This is a genomic window from Halalkalibacter urbisdiaboli (genome assembly GCF_002156385.1).
Lineage (GTDB): Bacteria > Bacillota > Bacilli > Bacillales > Bacillaceae_D > Halalkalibacter_A > Halalkalibacter_A urbisdiaboli.
Window position 1 is genome coordinate 641816 of sequence record NZ_MVJM01000002.1, and the last position, 17468, is coordinate 659283.

Annotated in this window: 15 protein-coding genes and 1 pseudogene; 3 read left to right on the plus strand and 13 right to left on the minus strand. The window is 37.5% G+C overall.

Features of this window, described 5'->3' with window-relative positions:
* Positions 1–122 precede the first annotated feature (122 nt).
* Positions 123–1493 (plus strand): methyl-accepting chemotaxis protein, encoded by a 1371-nt coding sequence (locus B1R93_RS11030; protein ID WP_245308260.1) that lies wholly within the window; start codon positions 123–125, stop codon positions 1491–1493.
* 142 nt (positions 1494–1635) lie between these two features.
* Here the strand turns inward: B1R93_RS11030 and B1R93_RS11035 are convergent, their stop codons facing one another.
* From B1R93_RS11035 to B1R93_RS11045, 3 genes are all read right to left on the minus strand, one after another.
* A complete protein-coding gene (locus tag B1R93_RS11035) occupies positions 1636–1929 on the minus strand; it encodes a methyl-accepting chemotaxis protein (RefSeq protein ID WP_088104021.1) in 294 nt (97 codons plus the stop codon).
* A 407-nt stretch (positions 1930–2336) separates the two neighbouring features.
* Positions 2337–2687, minus strand: a complete 351-nt coding sequence (crcB, locus tag B1R93_RS11040) for a fluoride efflux transporter CrcB (protein ID WP_088104022.1) — start codon at positions 2685–2687, stop codon at positions 2337–2339.
* Positions 2684–3079 carry a fluoride efflux transporter FluC gene (locus B1R93_RS11045; protein ID WP_088104023.1) on the minus strand — a complete coding sequence of 132 codons (396 nt, stop codon included), beginning with the start codon at positions 3077–3079 and terminating at the stop codon, positions 2684–2686. The genes crcB and B1R93_RS11045 overlap by 4 nt, the downstream gene beginning before the upstream one ends.
* A 279-nt stretch (positions 3080–3358) precedes the next feature.
* On the opposite strand from B1R93_RS11045, the gene B1R93_RS11050 reads away from it, so the two are divergent.
* The gene (locus B1R93_RS11050; protein ID WP_088104024.1) at positions 3359–3763 is read left to right on the plus strand and encodes a secondary thiamine-phosphate synthase enzyme YjbQ; all 405 of its coding nucleotides are present in this window, start codon (positions 3359–3361) and stop codon (positions 3761–3763) included.
* 70 nt (positions 3764–3833) lie between these two features.
* Here B1R93_RS11050 and B1R93_RS11055 read toward each other — a convergent pair whose 3' ends face one another.
* Both B1R93_RS11055 and B1R93_RS11060 read right to left on the minus strand, forming a co-directional pair.
* Positions 3834–4337 (minus strand): hypothetical protein, encoded by a 504-nt coding sequence (locus B1R93_RS11055; protein ID WP_088104025.1) that lies wholly within the window; start codon positions 4335–4337, stop codon positions 3834–3836.
* A gap of 11 nt (positions 4338–4348) precedes the next feature.
* On the minus strand, positions 4349–5818 hold the full coding sequence (locus B1R93_RS11060; RefSeq protein ID WP_088104026.1) for an FAD-binding oxidoreductase: 1470 nt from the start codon (positions 5816–5818) through the stop codon (positions 4349–4351).
* A 100-nt stretch (positions 5819–5918) separates the two neighbouring features.
* Here B1R93_RS11060 and B1R93_RS11065 point away from each other — a divergent pair, with 100 nt between their 5' ends.
* Entirely contained in the window at positions 5919–6266 is a 348-nt protein-coding gene (locus B1R93_RS11065; RefSeq protein ID WP_088104027.1) for a DDE-type integrase/transposase/recombinase, read from the plus strand.
* A 165-nt stretch (positions 6267–6431) separates the two neighbouring features.
* On the opposite strand, the gene B1R93_RS11070 is transcribed toward B1R93_RS11065, so the two are convergent.
* The 8 genes and pseudogenes from B1R93_RS11070 to B1R93_RS11105 all read right to left on the minus strand — a co-directional run bounded on the left by B1R93_RS11070 (position 6432) and on the right by B1R93_RS11105 (position 17456).
* Entirely contained in the window at positions 6432–7109 is a 678-nt protein-coding gene (locus B1R93_RS11070; protein WP_088104028.1) for a TetR/AcrR family transcriptional regulator, read from the minus strand.
* Between the two features lie 9 nt (positions 7110–7118).
* Positions 7119–8267, minus strand: coding sequence for an ABC transporter permease (locus tag B1R93_RS11075; RefSeq protein ID WP_088104029.1), 1149 nt, complete (start codon positions 8265–8267; stop codon positions 7119–7121).
* Positions 8260–9027 (minus strand): ABC transporter ATP-binding protein, encoded by a 768-nt coding sequence (locus B1R93_RS11080; protein WP_088104030.1) that lies wholly within the window; start codon positions 9025–9027, stop codon positions 8260–8262. The genes B1R93_RS11075 and B1R93_RS11080 overlap by 8 nt, the downstream gene beginning before the upstream one ends.
* A gap of 18 nt (positions 9028–9045) precedes the next feature.
* Positions 9046–9789, minus strand: coding sequence for an efflux RND transporter periplasmic adaptor subunit (locus tag B1R93_RS11085; protein WP_088104031.1), 744 nt, complete (start codon positions 9787–9789; stop codon positions 9046–9048).
* Positions 9790–9977: 188 nt separating this feature from the next.
* Positions 9978–10529, minus strand: coding sequence for a DUF3221 domain-containing protein (locus B1R93_RS11090; RefSeq protein ID WP_165763785.1), 552 nt, complete (start codon positions 10527–10529; stop codon positions 9978–9980).
* A gap of 917 nt (positions 10530–11446) precedes the next feature.
* Positions 11447–12445, minus strand: a complete 999-nt coding sequence (locus tag B1R93_RS11095) for a pectate lyase family protein (RefSeq protein ID WP_088104033.1) — start codon at positions 12443–12445, stop codon at positions 11447–11449.
* A gap of 465 nt (positions 12446–12910) precedes the next feature.
* Positions 12911–16026 (minus strand): annotated as a pseudogene (lacZ, locus tag B1R93_RS11100) (beta-galactosidase, LacZ type).
* 146 nt (positions 16027–16172) lie between these two features.
* Positions 16173–17456 carry an ABC transporter substrate-binding protein gene (locus tag B1R93_RS11105; protein ID WP_088104034.1) on the minus strand — a complete coding sequence of 428 codons (1284 nt, stop codon included), beginning with the start codon at positions 17454–17456 and terminating at the stop codon, positions 16173–16175.
* Between the last annotated feature and the right edge of the window lie 12 nt (positions 17457–17468).

A 17468-nucleotide genomic window follows, 5' to 3' on the forward strand; every position in this document is an offset into this window, starting at 1 on the left:
GCAATAATTAACCAGTGACTTAAAGTTATCTTGTCTCAATTATTTACAATAAGCTTGCCCATCTAGGAACAACGGTGTACATTTAAAACAATGTGTAAGATTTACCTAAAAATTGAATAGAGGTGGTTTGTTTGTTTTTTAAAAAACAGCAAGTTCTAGACAAAGATAACACCGCAGTAAAAAGTTCTATTGACGGCCAAATACAAGTAGCCGCAGACCAGTTAAAGGGTGTTTCAGAGCAAATGAAGCTCGCAGCTCAGTCTCTCAATCATATTGCTCTTTCTAATAAAGAAACGACAGAAGAACTATTAGAGCATAGTGAGAAAACAGCCGACTATACCGTACAAGTTTCCGATAAAATGAAAAGCATTGAGTCATCCGCTTTAAAAATCGCCTCTGTATCTAAAGACATTCAAGACCATAGTCAAACATCGAATCAAGAGCTTATTCAATCATGGGATTCGTTGCAAAGGCTTCATGAAAAAATGGATCACATTCGTACCAATCACTATACTTTACTGAAACAAATGGAAAGTCTTGTTGAGCATTCTAATAAAGTTGACCAAATCATCCATACGATTGGAGCCATATCGCAAAAAACAAGTATCCTCGCTCTTAACGCATCCATTGAAGCGGCTCGTGCTGGCGAACATGGAAAAGGATTTTCGGTCGTTGCAAATGAAGTTGGAAATCTAGCAAACCAAACCTCCAAAGCAGTAGAACAAACACGAGAAAGTATACAGCTAATTCAGCAAGAAATAAATTTATCAACAGATATGGTTCATGAGGAAACAGAGCAAGTGGAAGAAGGCTCAAAGGATATGACTAAAGTACTAACACAGCTAGAATCCTTTAAAGAAAAGCTTAGTAGCATTACATCAATGGTCACCGATTCAACAGTTGCCGTAAATGAGCAATCTAGCAATGTTCAAGAAATCTCGAGCATTCTCGAGCATATTACAACAATGTCAATTAAAAACAAAGACAATGTCTTCCAAGTAAACGACGATATGGAGCGTCAAAATCACAGCATTGAGCAAATCTTATTGATTAGCGACGCACTGACAAAAACATCAGATGATTTGCAAAGTGTTATCCAAAACGACCAAGTTGCAGCAACAATGCAGCTTGATATGAATATTGTTGAAAGGGTGAAAACCGAACTTAATCGCTTACAACATACAGAAGCCTTTTACCCGATTGTCCCCGAACAACACGAAATGATTTTAAATCATTTCAGTCAAAATCATGATGAAGTCGATGCTATTTGGACAAATCGCCCTGATGGAACCTTTATTCACTCAACTCCACCAGCTGGGCTCGTCAATGCCAAGGCAAGACCATGGTTTGTTGAAGCAATGAAAGGAGAGGTTTATGTATCTCAAGTGTATACGTCAGCCTTAACGAAAAATTCCTGCGTTACAATTTCTTTGCCTATTTATCACGAAAACGAAATTGTTATAATCATTGGAGTTGATTTAGCGTTGAATTAAGAAAGACAACGATACATACTAAATTTCTAGAAATGAATATGCTTATTGCTAAAATACCATTTATACTCTCATAATAAAACAGAAGCCGACTCAATGTTGGCTTCTGTTACAATCCTTCTCTAACTACGTTAATCTTGCTTTATTATATTTTGAACTTCTGAATTTCTTCATTTAGTGTTTCTGAAATCCTCGCTAATTCATTTGCGCTAGCATTTACCTCTTCTACTGTCGCAGATTGTTCTTGGGCTGCAGCTGTAACCTCCTGAGAGGAAGCAGAGGTTTGTTCAATGATACTTGCAGACTCCTTAGCAGCTATCAAAACTTCATTTGAATTTGTCTTTATTTGTTCCGAAACCTGTTTAATCTCTTCAGCGAATTGTTTAGTATCTTGAACTTTTTCCGTTATCTTTTCTAAAGTAATATTGTTTCGATTCACAAGTTCACTTTGATTATTAACTACGTAAACTTGACTTTCTATTGCGCCTATATTGATGTTAATTTCTTTTTGTAAAATAATAATAATATGCTTATAAAACCTATTGATATTTTAGTACCTATCTTTACGTTTTTCATCGTCTCTCCCCCATCCTGTTTTCTTTACTGTTTTATCGTTCCCGAGAATATGTATGTTGTAAGGCTACTTTTCTGGCTCAAATTATCAATCTTAATAGTTAAACCTTCGTCATATCATACGAAAATTTTATAACAAAATTCGACTTTAAAATACATTTCTATATACAAATAACGACAAAATTCGTCGAACTCTATGGGAGGATAGGCAAATTGGGCAAGCTTAATTGCTTACAAATGATCAAAAGAAAGAAGCCTCAAAAGTTGAGGCTTCTAAAGAAAAGCTAGTGCAAAAGCAGCAATCGATCCGATTAAACTAAAACCAACATATAAACTAAACGAGCGCCACTGTTTTTTCAAATAGAGCTGGCTTGCTTCAACACTAAACGTAGAATATGTCGTAAATGCACCAAAAAAACCGGCCCCTATGAGCAAATAGAGTGCCTCGCCTTCTATCTGATAATAGCGCAAGAAAATACCAAGACTAAAAGAGCCGATAATATTTACAATGAGCATCGCAATTGGAAACGGTGGATTGGGATAACGTTTCATAAGGTAGCGACCTAGTTCATACCGGAACATCGCCCCTAAAGCCCCTCCGAGCATGAGAAGAACTACAGTCAACTGTCCCCCACCTCTTTTCGCCTAGACAGTTTTGTTGTAAAGGAATAGCCAATAAGTGCACACACAATTCCGCCTAGTAAAGAGGAGCTCACATAGATTACAGCTTGGAGTAAATGATTTTCAAGCAGGAAAACCGTATCTGCTGCTAAAGTGGACATTGTTGTAAATCCTCCACATAGGCCAACACCAAGACCAAGCCTCACCCATTCTTTAGGGATTCGATACATGAACCAGCCTGTCAAAGCCCCCAAAACAAAACTTCCGATAATATTTGCAAGAAACGTCCCCATTGGATAACCGGTTGAAAAGCCGGTTGCGAGGATGAACCGCAAAAGCGTGCCAATTCCAGCACCAACAGCTATTGAAACTAAATTAACGATGCGCTCTTTCATAACAGCCTCCATCAAATGTATACCATTACTTTACTTGAATCCATTAGACAGAACAAGGATTTATAAAGGTAAAAGCGGATTGAGCTGATAACATCATTAGATCGCAAAATCACAACCCCCTTCACCTTCCCAATCAATAATAGACGACATCTCTTCTAAAATGGTTCTTTCATCATCGACTTAAAATTATTCATAATTTGATTAATAAAAATAAAGAAGTTGTTGATCTTAGAGAGAGCTTTTGATAAGAGTAAATAAGAAGCTGATAGGAGGATGAAGATGGAAACAACATTATTTTTATCAACAAACCGAAGAGATCAAATGATTGATATCACGGATCAAATCGAACAATGGTTAAAGGAAACAGGCGTACAAGCTGGTATTCTTATTGTCACTTCTCTGCATACGACAGCAGGAATTACTGTAAATGAAAATGCTGATCCTGATGTAAAGACTGATTTCCTAAGACGTCTAGATGAAGTGTATCCATGGGAGCATCCTAAGGACCGGCATATGGAAGGAAATACAGCAGCCCACCTTAAAACTAGTACTGTTGGTCATTCACAAACACTAGTGATATCAAACGGGCGTCTCGTATTAGGGACTTGGCAAGGGGTCTATTTTTGTGAATTTGACGGACCACGAAGAAATAGAAAATGCTTCTTAAAGGTCGTAGGTGAATAACAAAAAAATTGAGGGCACTGAAAAAGGGTGGGTTTCCCTTTTTCAGTGCCCTTTGATTCTTACCTTTTTATTACCCTCTATGTAAAAGTTTGCTACCTCCGCAAACAAACAGTACTACACCAAAGGTAAGAATGACGACAACAGGAGAAATAATCATTATGAAGGACAATACAATCATTGTTAGGCCAACAAGGAGATAATGTTGAACTGCATGTAAACGATAGGCCCTCTGCTTAATATGCCAAGCGCGAAAGTACCCTTGCAAAAAACCTAAGCATACCTGTAGTAAAATCGCAATATAAGGTAGAAAATCAACCGAAATGTTGATATTCCCTACAACTAGGTAGACAATACCCATAGCTATATAACAAAAGGCGATTGATGGTTTCCTAATCTTTTCCGATTGAAAAACACAATATCCCCAAGCTGCAGCAAATGAAAAAACGGCAAACAACCAAGCAAATAACGTATAGGTTAAGGAGACCTCTTTCAACCAAATGATATAATAGGGAAAAACAGCCACCTGCCCAACTGTTACAATAAGTGGGATGTACCGCTCGCTTTTATTAACCATAAAAAGCCCCTTTACTTAATATAATGATCATAAAAGAGATTCTGAAAGACCTCGTTAGGGTCTCTGCTTTCCTTTTCCTTCTTAAACTGTTCCCATTGAGGGTATGCCCTCATGAATTGGTCCCTTGATTGATATCGATAATATGGAAGGTAATACGTCCCTCCATGTTGAAGCGTTAAATCTGTCCACTTTTGGATGATCGTTTCTGCATCAGCAACTTCATTTTCCTTCAATCCATGCTGAATTAGGATGACAAGTCCAAACATATCTTCTTTCGCATAGTTTAGATGAGTACCATCATCCTTCGCTGCATAACGGACAGTAATATTATGCACTTTGAAATCCTCGTCCTTATCATTAGCGGAAAGCAATTGTTTAAGGTCATTCATGTATTCTTCATATGAATCTATCGGAACAAAGAACTCTTGGAGCACTTCCACTCGGCTAGGTTTTGTGAATTCCATAAAAGTAGATTCTGAGCGCATGACGTTATTTCGAGTCATCGTCCTTCCATCGATAGAATCAATATATTTTTTTTGAATTTCCCAAAAAAGGTCCTCTAGTTTCCCACCTTGTCTCCCAAGATCTAGCGCCAACTTACTTAGACGTGCTCCGTCCTCTTCTTTTAATGGTGTTACATCGTCCTTCTTGCCCGTATAATCATAGTTAATGACATACATTTCTTCTAAAAACGTCTTCGGGGCCACACTGACTCTTGCATAATGCATCGCAGTCTCTTTATTTGCTAATAAAGACATAAAATAAGCTTCATAGTCTTGCAAGCTTAGCTGCTCTGTTTGAATAAGGTACACATCATTATCGGTTAGTTCTAACGTCACATCCAAAATGACCCCGAACAATCCGAATCCTCCAAACACATACTTCATCCAATCCTCTTGGTCATCACGATTAACAGTCTTAATTTCTCCTGTTGGAGTTAGTAGAGTCATTTCCTTTATCGTTCCTGCCATTGAACCGAAGCGAATATCTCGGCCGTGTGCATTAACAGAAAGAGAACCACCAATCGTAAAAATAGACTGAGATTGAGTTACCTTTAAGGCTAATCCGTGTGAATTTATAACCTCCTGAACATCTTCCCACGTTGCCCCCGCTTCTACCCGGATCGTTTTTGTCATTGGATCAAAAGCTAGAACTTTGTTAAACGTCCGCATATCAAGAACGACACCATCTTTGTAATACGTGTGTCCCCCTTGTGAATGCTGTAGGCCAGCAACTGAAATCTGCCGGCCATTTACTATTGCATCTTTCACAAGCTTTTGCAAATCAGTTACCGCTTCAGCTTTAATGACTCGCTCAACTCGTTCAGGAAGAAGACCTGTATAATCTGTTAAGAGATTATGTTGAGAGAGACCATATTTTCTTTTCTCAATCGGTATATTCCACACTATCCATGCAATCATTAGAAAAACAAGAGACGCGAGAAGCCATGGTTTTTTCATAACTTTAAATACCTTTTGCATAAACACTCCTACTTATTATAATTTATGTAAAATTTACCAACAAAACATTCATCTGTCACTAACATTCTAAATTGTAAATCTTCTTTCGGAAGCGACTAAGGTGATTATTTTATTACAAAACATAGACCATTTTCACTATTTTTTAAAACATAAAAAGGATTTGTTTATAGCATCCCACTTGCCTAGTTCCTTAGAAATGGAATTGGTTTATCAGACACTTGATAAACTTGTAGAAGCCACTGTTCATTTTCATCCAGAGGCAATTCTTCACTCTGATCAGGGAGTCCACTATACGAATCCAATATTTCAGGAGAAGGGAAAGGAATTAGGTATTCGTCAGTCTATGTCTAGAAAGGGAAACTGTTGGGACAACTCTCCAATGGAATTATTCTTTGGTCAATTTAAAGAACACGTCAATTACAAGAGCTCGAAAATCTTACAGAATTAAAGCACGAAGTGAATGAGTTCATAGAAGAATACAATAATCATCGTTACCAGTGGGGATTAATGAAAATGACCCGGCTTAATACCGAGGTCATTTACTAGCTGCTTAAGTCTCTTTTTATTAACTGTCCATTTTATGAGGTACAGTTCAGCCTCTCTTCTTAGCTTTTTACTTTTTAATCCCATTAAGTAATAACTCAATCATTGTTTTAATCATCATATCCTTATCCTTTGTGAAACCCTCATGTTTTAACACTTGATGACTTATCACATATCCAAACATTGTATAGAAAAGCAAATCAACGATTGCCTCGCTATCAACATTTTTAAACTCACCTTCATTTATTCGTTGGTTAACAAATTCGGTCGCTTCTTGCTTAGCAGGGAGTGTAATGTATTTTATAATGGATTGAAGAATTTCCTCATGACTTAACGATTCACGCAATAGAATTCGAAGTACCTTTTCATTTTTCTCTAACAAGTCTAGACGATCCTTCGTCAAATCTTCCAATATCTTCCCAGTATCTTTGTCCTTCTTATTAAATTGAGTTTTGACATCCTTTAAAATAGCGGGAGAACTGATTTTTATTATTAAAGGGGCTAACAAATGATACAACAAATTATTTTTAGATTTAAAATTTCGAAAGATCGTTATCTCCGCGACTCCAGCTTCCTTCGCTATATTAGATGTTGTGCTATTTTCATACCCCTTTTTAGAAAATAACTCCATAGCTGCATTAATGATCTTCATTTGGCTTTTTGAAAATTTATTTTCATTCTCCATCTCTTTAGCGAACTCTTCAATTGCCTGTTGTAAATCGCTCGTATCAATTGGTTCCTCTTTCATTGAACACACCTACTCTAGCCGTTTTTTAAAGCTTAGTATTGTAGCAATACAGAGCAGGATTGTGAAGATTGATAGAATTATCGTTTGATTCCACAGTTCTTCAATACCTACCCCTTTTAAAAATATCCCTCTTAACATTTCTAAGAAATAGGTTAAGGGGATTAAACCACCTAACATTTGGATAACAAGAGGCATCGGGTCTCTTGGAAATACAAAACCAGACAAAATCACACTTGGCAAAATAATCGCAAAGGCCATTTGCATCGCCTGTAATTGATTTTTTGCTAAAGTAGAAACGAGTATGCCCATTGCTAGGGTCGTCACTAAGAATAACATACTTAATAACAACAGTAGTGGAATACTGCCTTCCACAGGAACACCAAACCATAGAATACCTGTGATTAGAACAAATAAAAATGAAAATAATCCAATTCCCACATAAGGAGTTAATTTTCCAAGGATTAATTCACTTGGTTTGATCGGGGTAACCATTAATTGTTCAATCGTTCCCCTTTCCTTTTCTCTTACAAGCGAAAAAGCTGTAAGAATCAATGTAACCTCTTGCATGATCAAGCCAATTAAGGCAGGGATATTAAATTTCATGACCTCCATATTTGGATTGTATAAGACTCGACTTTCTTCTACAAGTGGTTGGTTCATTCCTCCCAACCCTTTTTGATTAATGGCATCCATTTGAATTTCAATAGATTTATTTTGAATGATTAATTTTGAGTTTGATAGGGCCGTTTTCGCAATCGTTGGATCAGAACCGTCTATTATTACTTGGACAGAGGCTTTATCACGAACGATATCCTTTGAATAGCTTTTCGGAATAACAAGCGCTAAACTTACTTTCCCTTCATCAAATAACTTCTCAATTTCGTTATAGGAAAGCGCATCAATAGAATGCTTGAAAAACTGACCATTTACAAAACCTTGGATGAGTTCGCGGCTTTCTGCTGTTTGATTTTGATCCCAAACGGCCATTTCAATATTTTCTACTTCTGAGCTAACTGCGTAGCCTAACAAAAATAAGAGCATTACCGGTAATATTAATGCTATTGCTAGACTTGCTGGATCTTTTTTTATTTGGATAAGTTCCTTTTTTACAATAGCTGCATAACGACTAAACATAAAGGAAGGGGCTTTTTTAGACATAAGTCAAACTGCCTCCTTTTAACGGATTATGATCTTGTTGTTCAACTAGATTAATAAATAAATCATCCAGGTTTTGAACGTGATGAGCCTTTATCAATTCTTCTGGTTGACCTTTAATTAAAATATTTCCAAAGAAGATAAAACCGATTTCATTGCACAACTCCGCTTCGTCCATATAATGAGTAGTCACTAGAACCGTGACACCCTCTTTTGCAAGCTGGGTAATAATATCCCAAAAGATTCTTCTCGACACAGGATCAACTCCTGCAGTTGGCTCATCTAAAATGAGTAGTTCAGGGCGGTGGAGAAGGGCACAACACAGTGCTAAACGTTGTTTCCAACCGCCAGAAAGGGAGCCTGAGCATTGCTCCTCTCGGCCTACTAATCCCGCAAGTTCGATTAATTCATTTTGCCTATCTTTGCTTTCTTGACCTTTTAGTCCGTAAATGCCAGAATAAAATTCTAAGTTTTCTTTTACCGTTAATTCTTCATACAAACTAAATTTCTGTGACATATAACCAATCTTTTGTTTGATACGTTCGGGCTCAGCTTTCACATCATAACCGAGAACTGTCCCTTTGCCCGATGTTGGCTCTAGAACACCACAAAGCATTCGAATCATTGTCGATTTCCCTGAACCGTTTGGACCTAAAAATCCGTATATGTGCCCTTTTGGAATTTTTAAGTCTACTTCATTTACGACTAATACGTTTCCAAATTGTTTTGTTAACTTTTCTGTATGTATCGCTAGTTCACTCAACAGTTTTCACCTCTTTTCTTAAAAATTCACATCTACTGTCATCCCTGGTTTAAGTTCCGTTGCATCAGAAACATCAATCGTGACCGCAAAAACACGTTTCGCTCTTTCTTCTTTCGTTTGAATATTTTTAGGGGTGAATTCTGCTTCTGTTGCAATCGTTTTAATCGTGCCTTTAAAGGTTTTATCTTCATATGCAATTGATTGAATCGTTACTTCTTTTCCTTTCTCAGCTAAGCTAAGGTCTTGTTCAGCAATAAAGACAACCAGTTCTTTTACTGAATCATCAATAATTGTAATAAGGGTTTCACCTGGATTTGCTAACTCCCCGACCGTTATATGTACATCCTGAACGACACCTTCTAATGGGGACTCGATTGATAATTTTTCTTTTTGTAATTCTACTATTTTTAATTGAATTTCTGCTTGTTCGACTGCTCCATTCGCTTGAGCAATTAAAGTGTCTTGATCAGTATCTTCTGCATCGACTTTTTTAGCTTTAGCTATGTCAATCGCTGCTTTTGCGTTGTCAATCTCTAAATCTAGTTTTCTCGTATCTAATGAGAGTAATAAGTCGTTTTCTTTAATTTCGGCTCCGTCCTCAATATGTATGTCATGAACAAGGCCAGATATTTCCGTTTGAATTAAGGTTTTCTTTCCTTCTATGATACCTGAGTAATGAGCAACTTCTTCCGATTCAGTACAGCCAATTAGAGTGGAAAGGGCACCTGCCATAAAATAAGCCAATATTGTTTTCTTTTGCATTTATGTTCATCCTTTCTTCTGTTAAATGTTAGTAAGTACTTACATAGTAATAATAAACTTAAAATCCATAAATTGGATATAGTTCTTTGTACCTGTTTAACTTTTACTCTACATGTAAAAAAGCCGTATCACGGTTGACACGACTTCACTGACTTATTATTTTCTTTTACTAGTGTGACGTATTGCCATTATCCCTTAATTTCAACAAGTTCATCGTTGATCTCAATACTCCAAGTCGCTGTTAAATCATTATAGTTAGCATTCTTCACAACGATAAAAACGTCGTTACCAACTTGATTAATGGCTTTTTCAATCGCCTCGGCTTCAGAAATATTTGAATTTACGGGCTGTGTACTCGGTTGAACAATGATTTCTTTGGCAGTTGCTTGACCAGGATATGAAAAGAGTACTACACCATCAAACCAAACTGCCACTTGGTGACCTACTTTAACATCATCTGTTGAAACATTGACCCAAACAGCATCATAATGTTCCCTCATGCTACTATCTTCACCGTTCTTTTCTAGTTCGGGACTTACCACTAAAACCTTATTTGCCTTTTTGGCTGTCACATATCCGAAAAAATCAGGACTAGTTGATTTTTTGGCATCATTTGAATCATCCGCTACAGCTTCGACCCTATCCACCTTTTCTGCAACACCTTCATTTTGTGGGGCACACCCTAGCAATAAGGTTCCTAAAAGTAAAACGCAAAAAATGATAATCCATGTTCTTTTCATACGTGTGTCCTCCATTTTAAGTGATAATAATGTAACGATAACAAACTAGCTAAGGTTTCTCATTTACTAAAACTCCAAATAATGGTCGTTACATTGACCATGTGAGCGAAAAGGTGGAAGCTGTTATAAAGACAATCGAGTAGTGAGTTTAAAATACTCCGTTACTCAACTTTATCCAAAGCAGACATACAACTATAACTCAACCACTACTCCTTCGTCCCCCTTCACCCTCCATCTAAAAGTTACTTTCCATATTCTTTATCTTTTATTGAAAATTTTTTTAAAAAAGTGGTTTATCCTTTTCAAGATGTGGTATTACACATATTGAGAGCACCTTAGATTATCATCATGAATATTAGGTTAGCATCTCTTAGCATCAAAAGAGTACCATTACGACTGCAAAACATCTCAGAATAACATCACGACTTGCTAAACATCTCAGAATAACATCATGACTTGCTAAACATCTTAGAATAACATCATGACTTGCTAAACATCTCAGAATAACATCATGACTTGCTAAACATCTCAGAATAACATCATGACTTGCTAAACATCTCAGAATAACATCACGACTTGCTAAACATCTCAGAATAACATCACTCAATGACAAAAGAGCCGATACTTAAAAGTAAAGGCTCTTTTGTCATTGAGTTCCTATAAAAATCATTTTAGTAATCGTTTTTACTCCAATAGAAAGAAAAAACAAGCCACCTAAAGAGAGAGCACTGAAAAAGTGGTTTATCCTTTTTCAGTGCTCTTTAAGTAATGTGCGTAGCCGTTGCCCTATTTTTAAAAGCCTTGCTACGAGTGGTTTTCTCGTAGCAAGGCGCGCAACGTGCGAAGCATTACTTCTTCTTCGAGTTACGAAAGAAGGTTTTTCAGTGGCCTCCCTAAAGATGGCTTGTTTACTATAATTATGGTTGAACTACACCTACACCTGCATATTGAGTAACGACTGATTTTACATCTTCAACTGGCGTAAGCGTATAGTTATAAGGAACAGTATAGTTTGTTGTTGATGAAGTTGGTTGACTACCTGTGCTGTTCACATATAGATTATTTGATACATTCCAATACCCAGGCTCACTACTGTACCAATAGCCTAATGGATCATTTGAGTTTTCAAAGACATTGTTTTCAACAAGAAGCTCTGCACCCATCCGTGCATTAATCCCTGAACCACTGATCCCTTCAAAATAGTTGTTGTAAAGGTGACCTTTTCCATAACGGAAGCTAGGGACACGAGAGTTTAAATTTTGGAAATGGTTATGATGAAAGGTAATGTTTCTTTCAGCGTTGTCACTATCAGATGATCCCATTAACATCGCTTTCCAGCCATCATGAACATAGTTCCAAGAGAATGTGATATTATAGGCATTTCGCTTCACATCAAAAAGGCCATCATAATAATCTTTATGAACATCTAAGCTTGCATATAACTCATTATGGTCAACCCAAATATTACTTGAAGGTCCTTCAATATTGATCGCATCTTTATCACCTGTGTTCACTTCATGGATCGTGAGGTTACGAATGATAATGTTATCTGCTCTCCAAATCTTTATGCCAATCCCATCGAGTTCGCCATTTGTACCGACACCTAAAATGGAGACATCGGATACATCTTTTATGTCAATTTTACTAGCAGACGTATTATTAGGAGTAATTGTTCCATCAACATAAATCGTTAATGGTGTATTGCTACTCTTGTTCTTTAATGCCTGTAAAAGTTCATCTCCCGTCGATACAGTAACCGTATCTCCACCTTGACCTCCCGTAGTTCCACCATCAAACGTAGCAAAACCTTTCATATTGAAATCCGGCGTATTTGCGGAAACAGTTTGTAAGGACAACCCAACAAAAAGAGCAACTATTAAACTAGACACAATCACTTTCAACCAACCTGTTCTCATCTTCTACTCACGTCCTTTTTTAATTTTGAACTCAATGGCTTCTTTACTTCGACAGTAGCAACGACTCGGTAGTTACAGGGTATCGATTACGACCATTACAGACCTCCTTTTCGTTAGATTACTTCACATGCTACCACAGTTTTTTCCAGCTAAGATAATCATTATCTCACTTTATGTAATTAATGGTAATTACTTACTATGATAATCAGGATAATGTCTTCTTTTGATTATTCTTTTATCACTTTAGACAGACAAATGTTATTGGTCCAAAAGTAAATCGTTAGACAAGCATCCGACCTTATACTTACTCCTAGTATCGCGCCTAAGATAATGATTACTTTCCTATTCGTTAATATTTTTCCGCTGCCTACTTTTAAAGGGGGAAATTAAACTACTTATCCTTAATAAAGAAAGTAGGCCACTGAAAAAGGGTGCTTTTCCCTTTTTCAATGGCCTTAGATAGGACTAATTTTTCCATATCGCCTTTAATTTAAATGAATAAGCGTATGTTCGATTTGCATATAGCGTAAATTCTGGATGTGTTTTTGCCCCCCAGCTATCATCTCCACCTACACCCATCTGTTTATGATTAATACGAACAACCACTTTCTCACTCTTCGGTAAAGTATAAGGATGATCATGTTCTTCAAGCTCAGAAGGGGTGTACGGTAATGCATTAAGCTCTACCTTTGGTTCACCAATGATTTTCAGCCCGATGCCTTGCTTATTTTGGAGCGTTGCCCAACGAACATCCGTCTTATTTCCACATTCCTGTGGGCGCAAATACGGTGTGAATTGTTCACTAACTGTTCCGGAATGAATGGCAATTTTCGCCCCTTTGTTTCGATCCCAATAATTTTCATGAGCTCCCTTTCCATACCAAGTAAGTTGGTCGAATTCCTGATGCAACATTAGTAACATCCCAATCTCAGGGATTTCCGGTAGGTTCTCACTCGGTTCAAGCACTTGTTCTACTCGAACCTCTCCATTATCAAGCACTGTATACGTTACATAACACTGCGTATTAGCAGCTGTTAGAAGGCGATAACTAACCTCTATTTTCACCATTTTAGGACTTGCATTGATGCTAAGCCTCGTAAGCTCACGTTGTCGTCCTGCCTCTTTCCATAATGCACTACGTTTTTCAAGCTCGTTCCCGCGATCATTATCCGTGCTTGCTCTCCAATAATTTGGGATTAATCCGCTTTTTATTAACTCACTCCCTTGAATTTGAAAGGAATCAAGACTACCTGTTTTTTTATTAAATGTAACTAGAAATTCCTTCCCTTTAACCCGAACGAACTGCTCCTCCTCTATTGTACTTAACTCTGACACCTCTTCTCCGCTGATCGCTTGCTCATCAACCGGGAGAATAAATTGTTGGAATGCAACTTCATGTCCTATATTAGCCCAGAGTGTATCTTCCTTAAGTAAAAACCGAAGCGTTAGCACATATTCTCCCGTAGCCGCTTGTGGAAGTGTATAGTCGAGAGTATAAGTCACTGTGTTAGCTGGCTGTAGATCAATTCGTTTATTTCCCGTTTCAATAATGTGACCATTGCAGCTAATTTCCCAGATAAAATCATAATCATTGAGATTCGTAAATAGATGATCATTGGTGAACTCAACGACTCCTTTTTTCGCATCAACAAGCTTCATTTTTACATTTTCATAGCACTTTTTCACCTCAAAGATCTTTGGTGAAATCGTACCATCAGCGAAAATTAATCCGTTCCCAGAAAAGTTCCCATCGTTCGGTGACTCGCCAAAATCACCGCCATACGCTAAGTATTCCACACCATCCTCTGTTTTCGTTAAAAGTGCCTGATCCTTCCAATCCCAAATGAATGCTCCCTGCAAGATTGGATAACGGTCAAACAGCTCCCAATATTTAAATAGATTGCCACATGAATTTCCCATCGCGTGACTGTATTCACAGAGAATATAAGGTTTTTTCGGATTGTTTTTTGCATAACGCTCAACATCCTCTATTCGAACATACATCGTACTTTCGATATCTGAGGCAGCCTCTGACTTTCGATAATGGAAAACGCCTTCATAATGAACAAGCCTTGTTGGATCATTCTCTTTAAAAAAGGCATACATTTTTAAAAAGTTATCGCCACCAAAAGATTCGTTTCCAAGTGACCAAATAATAATCGAAGGATGATTCTTATCACGCTGAAACATTGAATTACAGCGGTCAAGAACATTAGCTGTCCACTCTACTTTACTTCCTGGTACAGTCTCCTCTTCTTCCTGTTGACCATATCTCCACGTTCCATGTGTTTCCAAATTGGTTTCATCAATCACGTATAAACCGTACTCATCACATAGCTCATACCAAATTGGATGATTCGGATAATGAGATGTGCGAACTGCGTTAATATTAAACTGCTTCATTAATTTTATATCATGAACCATGTCCTCGTATGTAATACCAGCCCGACCTTTTTTCGCATCGAACTCATGACGATTGACCCCTTTAAAGACGATGCGCTCACCATTTAGTTTCATGAAGCCATCCTTTAACTCAAATGTTCGAAAGCCAACTTTACAGCTTTTCGTCTCAATTACATCGCCTTTTTCATTCTTAAGTGTAACGACAAACGTATACAGATTCGGCTGTTCTGCACTCCATTTTAACGGACTTTCAACATGTCTCGTTGCTTGTAAAACAAGAGTTCCACACTCACCAACTGTTTCATTTATCGTCATTGGTTCATTAAAAACAGGTTGCTGTTTCGCATCATACAGCATTCCCTCAAGTGTAACGTTTCCAACATCCTCTCGATAATAATTAACAAGCTTCGCCTTCATCGTCAAATAGCATCTTGATAGTGTTCATCTAACTGCGGGAGGACGTGCAGATCATAAACATGGAGTGCGGGAGTGGCATGCAAATACACATCACGAAAAATACCACTCATTCTCCAAAAATCCTGATCCTCGAGCCAACTTGCATCACACCAACGATACACCTCAACCGCAAGAAGATTTTCTCCTTCCACTAAATAAGGAGTCAAATCAAATTCAGCTGGAGTAAAGGTATCCTCGCTATACCCAACGAACTCACCATTTACCCACACATAAAAAGCCGATTCAACACCTTGAAAACAAATACGAACAGGCTGTTTCTCCCACGTTTTTGGAATGTGAAAGGTTCTTCGGTACTGCCCTACTGGGTTGTACTCAGTCGGGGCAAAAGGCGGTCTAATGTTCTCACGTTCCTCCCATGGATAACGAACATTCGTATAATGTGGATAATCGTAGCCTTGAAGCTGCCAATGCGAAGGAACAACAATCTCGGCCCAGCTACTTGAATCAAATTCACGCTTATAAAAATTCTCAATCCGTTTACTTGGATTTTCAGAAAATGAAAATTGCCAATGGCCATTTAATGATTGATAGTACTGAGAAGCCGTTCGCTCCCCTATTAATGCCTCCTCTAACGTACGATAAGGCATCAAGGTCGCATGCGCTTCCATTCGATTTAATTCAAAAATCTCTGGATTGTTATTCCACTCAGGATAACCATTTTGCGGTGGCTCGTAACGATATTTTTTTAAGTGTTCTCTCATATTCATCCTCCATCATCCCTGCAATGCTATTTTTGTATGAATAACTTCGGCAAATTCTTATTTAATCCTTTGTTTATTGAAGGATTCATCAATTATCCTTGAAATTAAAAAGGATAGAAACCGTTGTAAGTCTCTATCCTCCTAATTTAATCGTTTCTTAATTTTAATAACGCTTGTTTATCTCGTTTTATTCTTTCGTTCACCTGATCTTCAATGACAGAAAACGTTGACTCATTTATGGGAGAACCCATCACGACTTGGTAGAGTCCCAGTTCCCAATAATCATAAGCATAACGATCAAGCGGTGTCGGCTGCCCTCGCATCCCTTCATTTATCAATTCCCAGTAAAAATTATTTGTATCTTGTGTACCAAAAAATGAACTATCAGTCTCGGTTGTATAGCTATACAGCAAACTTTCAGCAGCGATTTCAATAAACTCCCAAGCCAATTCTTTATTTTGGCTACTTGAAGACATTGCCAGTGATTTCCCCGTTTCTTTTTCAATACCCTCTAAACCTAATGGCATTCTTGTTACACGCCATTTGCCAGCTTGTTCAGGTACCCAGTTTTGTAGGTGAAACTCTCCATAAGAAGCTAAATGCACCATGGCAAGTTCACCAGTCCGAAGTGCCTCTTTTCCATCCTCACTCCATAGATTCTTATGTGATGCAAGATTATGTTCGTAGCTAAATTTTGAAACTTCAAACAGGCTTTGAAACTGCCCATCCTCTGCCATCGTATAGTTTAACTGTTCATCAAAATAATTAGTCGAGCGATTGGCACTGAATAATAGTTGAAGAACCCCATCGATTAGGTAATGATTTTTCTCTTTTAAAGCAGTGGACATTTCTAGCCAATTATCCGTATCCTTCATAAACTCTGCTAGCAACTCTGGGTCACTTGGAAACCCTGCGTTTTCTAAAATATCTGACCGATAGTACGTAACATAAGGAAAAGCTGACATCGGAATAGATAATAGCCCATCCTTCATAAAGAATTGATATTGTTTTAATAATGGTTCAGGAAGTCGATTAAAAATATATGACTTACTATAAGGTTCTTCCATTAGGTTTTCAAATCCATCAATTCCCGAAAACTCTCCTAGATCCTTATCTAAGATGACGTAAAGATCAGGTGTATTCTGTTCAATTAAACTATTTAAATATTTATTCACTAGTTCATGTCTATTAATTTCAACAACCTCAACTGTCACATTTGGGAACTTACGATTATATTGCTCCACTAAATGCTGAAAGTCATATTCGCGAGTCCATATCGTCAAAGTGTTAGTTGTTTCATCCTTCCCCAACTCGCTATCTGCATTTGATAACTGAGCTGCGTTATAACCGAAATATTCGAACTGTTCCTGAACGTGACAACCACTAAGAAAAATGATCACAACAATCATACTTAGCCTAAACACATTCATATTTCCCTCCTA

Bases quoted from the DNA above. Each gene is read 5' to 3' on its own strand.
- B1R93_RS11060 (WP_088104026.1), bottom strand. From the start codon at position 5,818: ATGCAAAAGGTATTTAAAGTTATGAAAAAACCATGGCTTCTCGCGTCT.
- B1R93_RS11050 (WP_088104024.1), top strand. From the start codon at position 3,359: ATGGAAACAACATTATTTTTATCAACAAACCGAAGAGATCAAATGATT.
- B1R93_RS11075 (WP_088104029.1), bottom strand. From the start codon at position 8,267: ATGTCTAAAAAAGCCCCTTCCTTTATGTTTAGTCGTTATGCAGCTATT.
- B1R93_RS11105 (WP_088104034.1), bottom strand. From the start codon at position 17,456: ATGAATGTGTTTAGGCTAAGTATGATTGTTGTGATCATTTTTCTTAGT.
- B1R93_RS11090 (WP_165763785.1), bottom strand. From the start codon at position 10,529: ATGAAAAGAACATGGATTATCATTTTTTGCGTTTTACTTTTAGGAACC.
- B1R93_RS11085 (WP_088104031.1), bottom strand. From the start codon at position 9,789: ATGCAAAAGAAAACAATATTGGCTTATTTTATGGCAGGTGCCCTTTCC.
- B1R93_RS11070 (WP_088104028.1), bottom strand. From the start codon at position 7,109: ATGAAAGAGGAACCAATTGATACGAGCGATTTACAACAGGCAATTGAA.
- B1R93_RS11055 (WP_088104025.1), bottom strand. From the start codon at position 4,337: ATGGTTAATAAAAGCGAGCGGTACATCCCACTTATTGTAACAGTTGGG.
- B1R93_RS11045 (WP_088104023.1), bottom strand. From the start codon at position 3,079: ATGAAAGAGCGCATCGTTAATTTAGTTTCAATAGCTGTTGGTGCTGGA.
- B1R93_RS11095 (WP_088104033.1), bottom strand. From the start codon at position 12,445: ATGAGAACAGGTTGGTTGAAAGTGATTGTGTCTAGTTTAATAGTTGCT.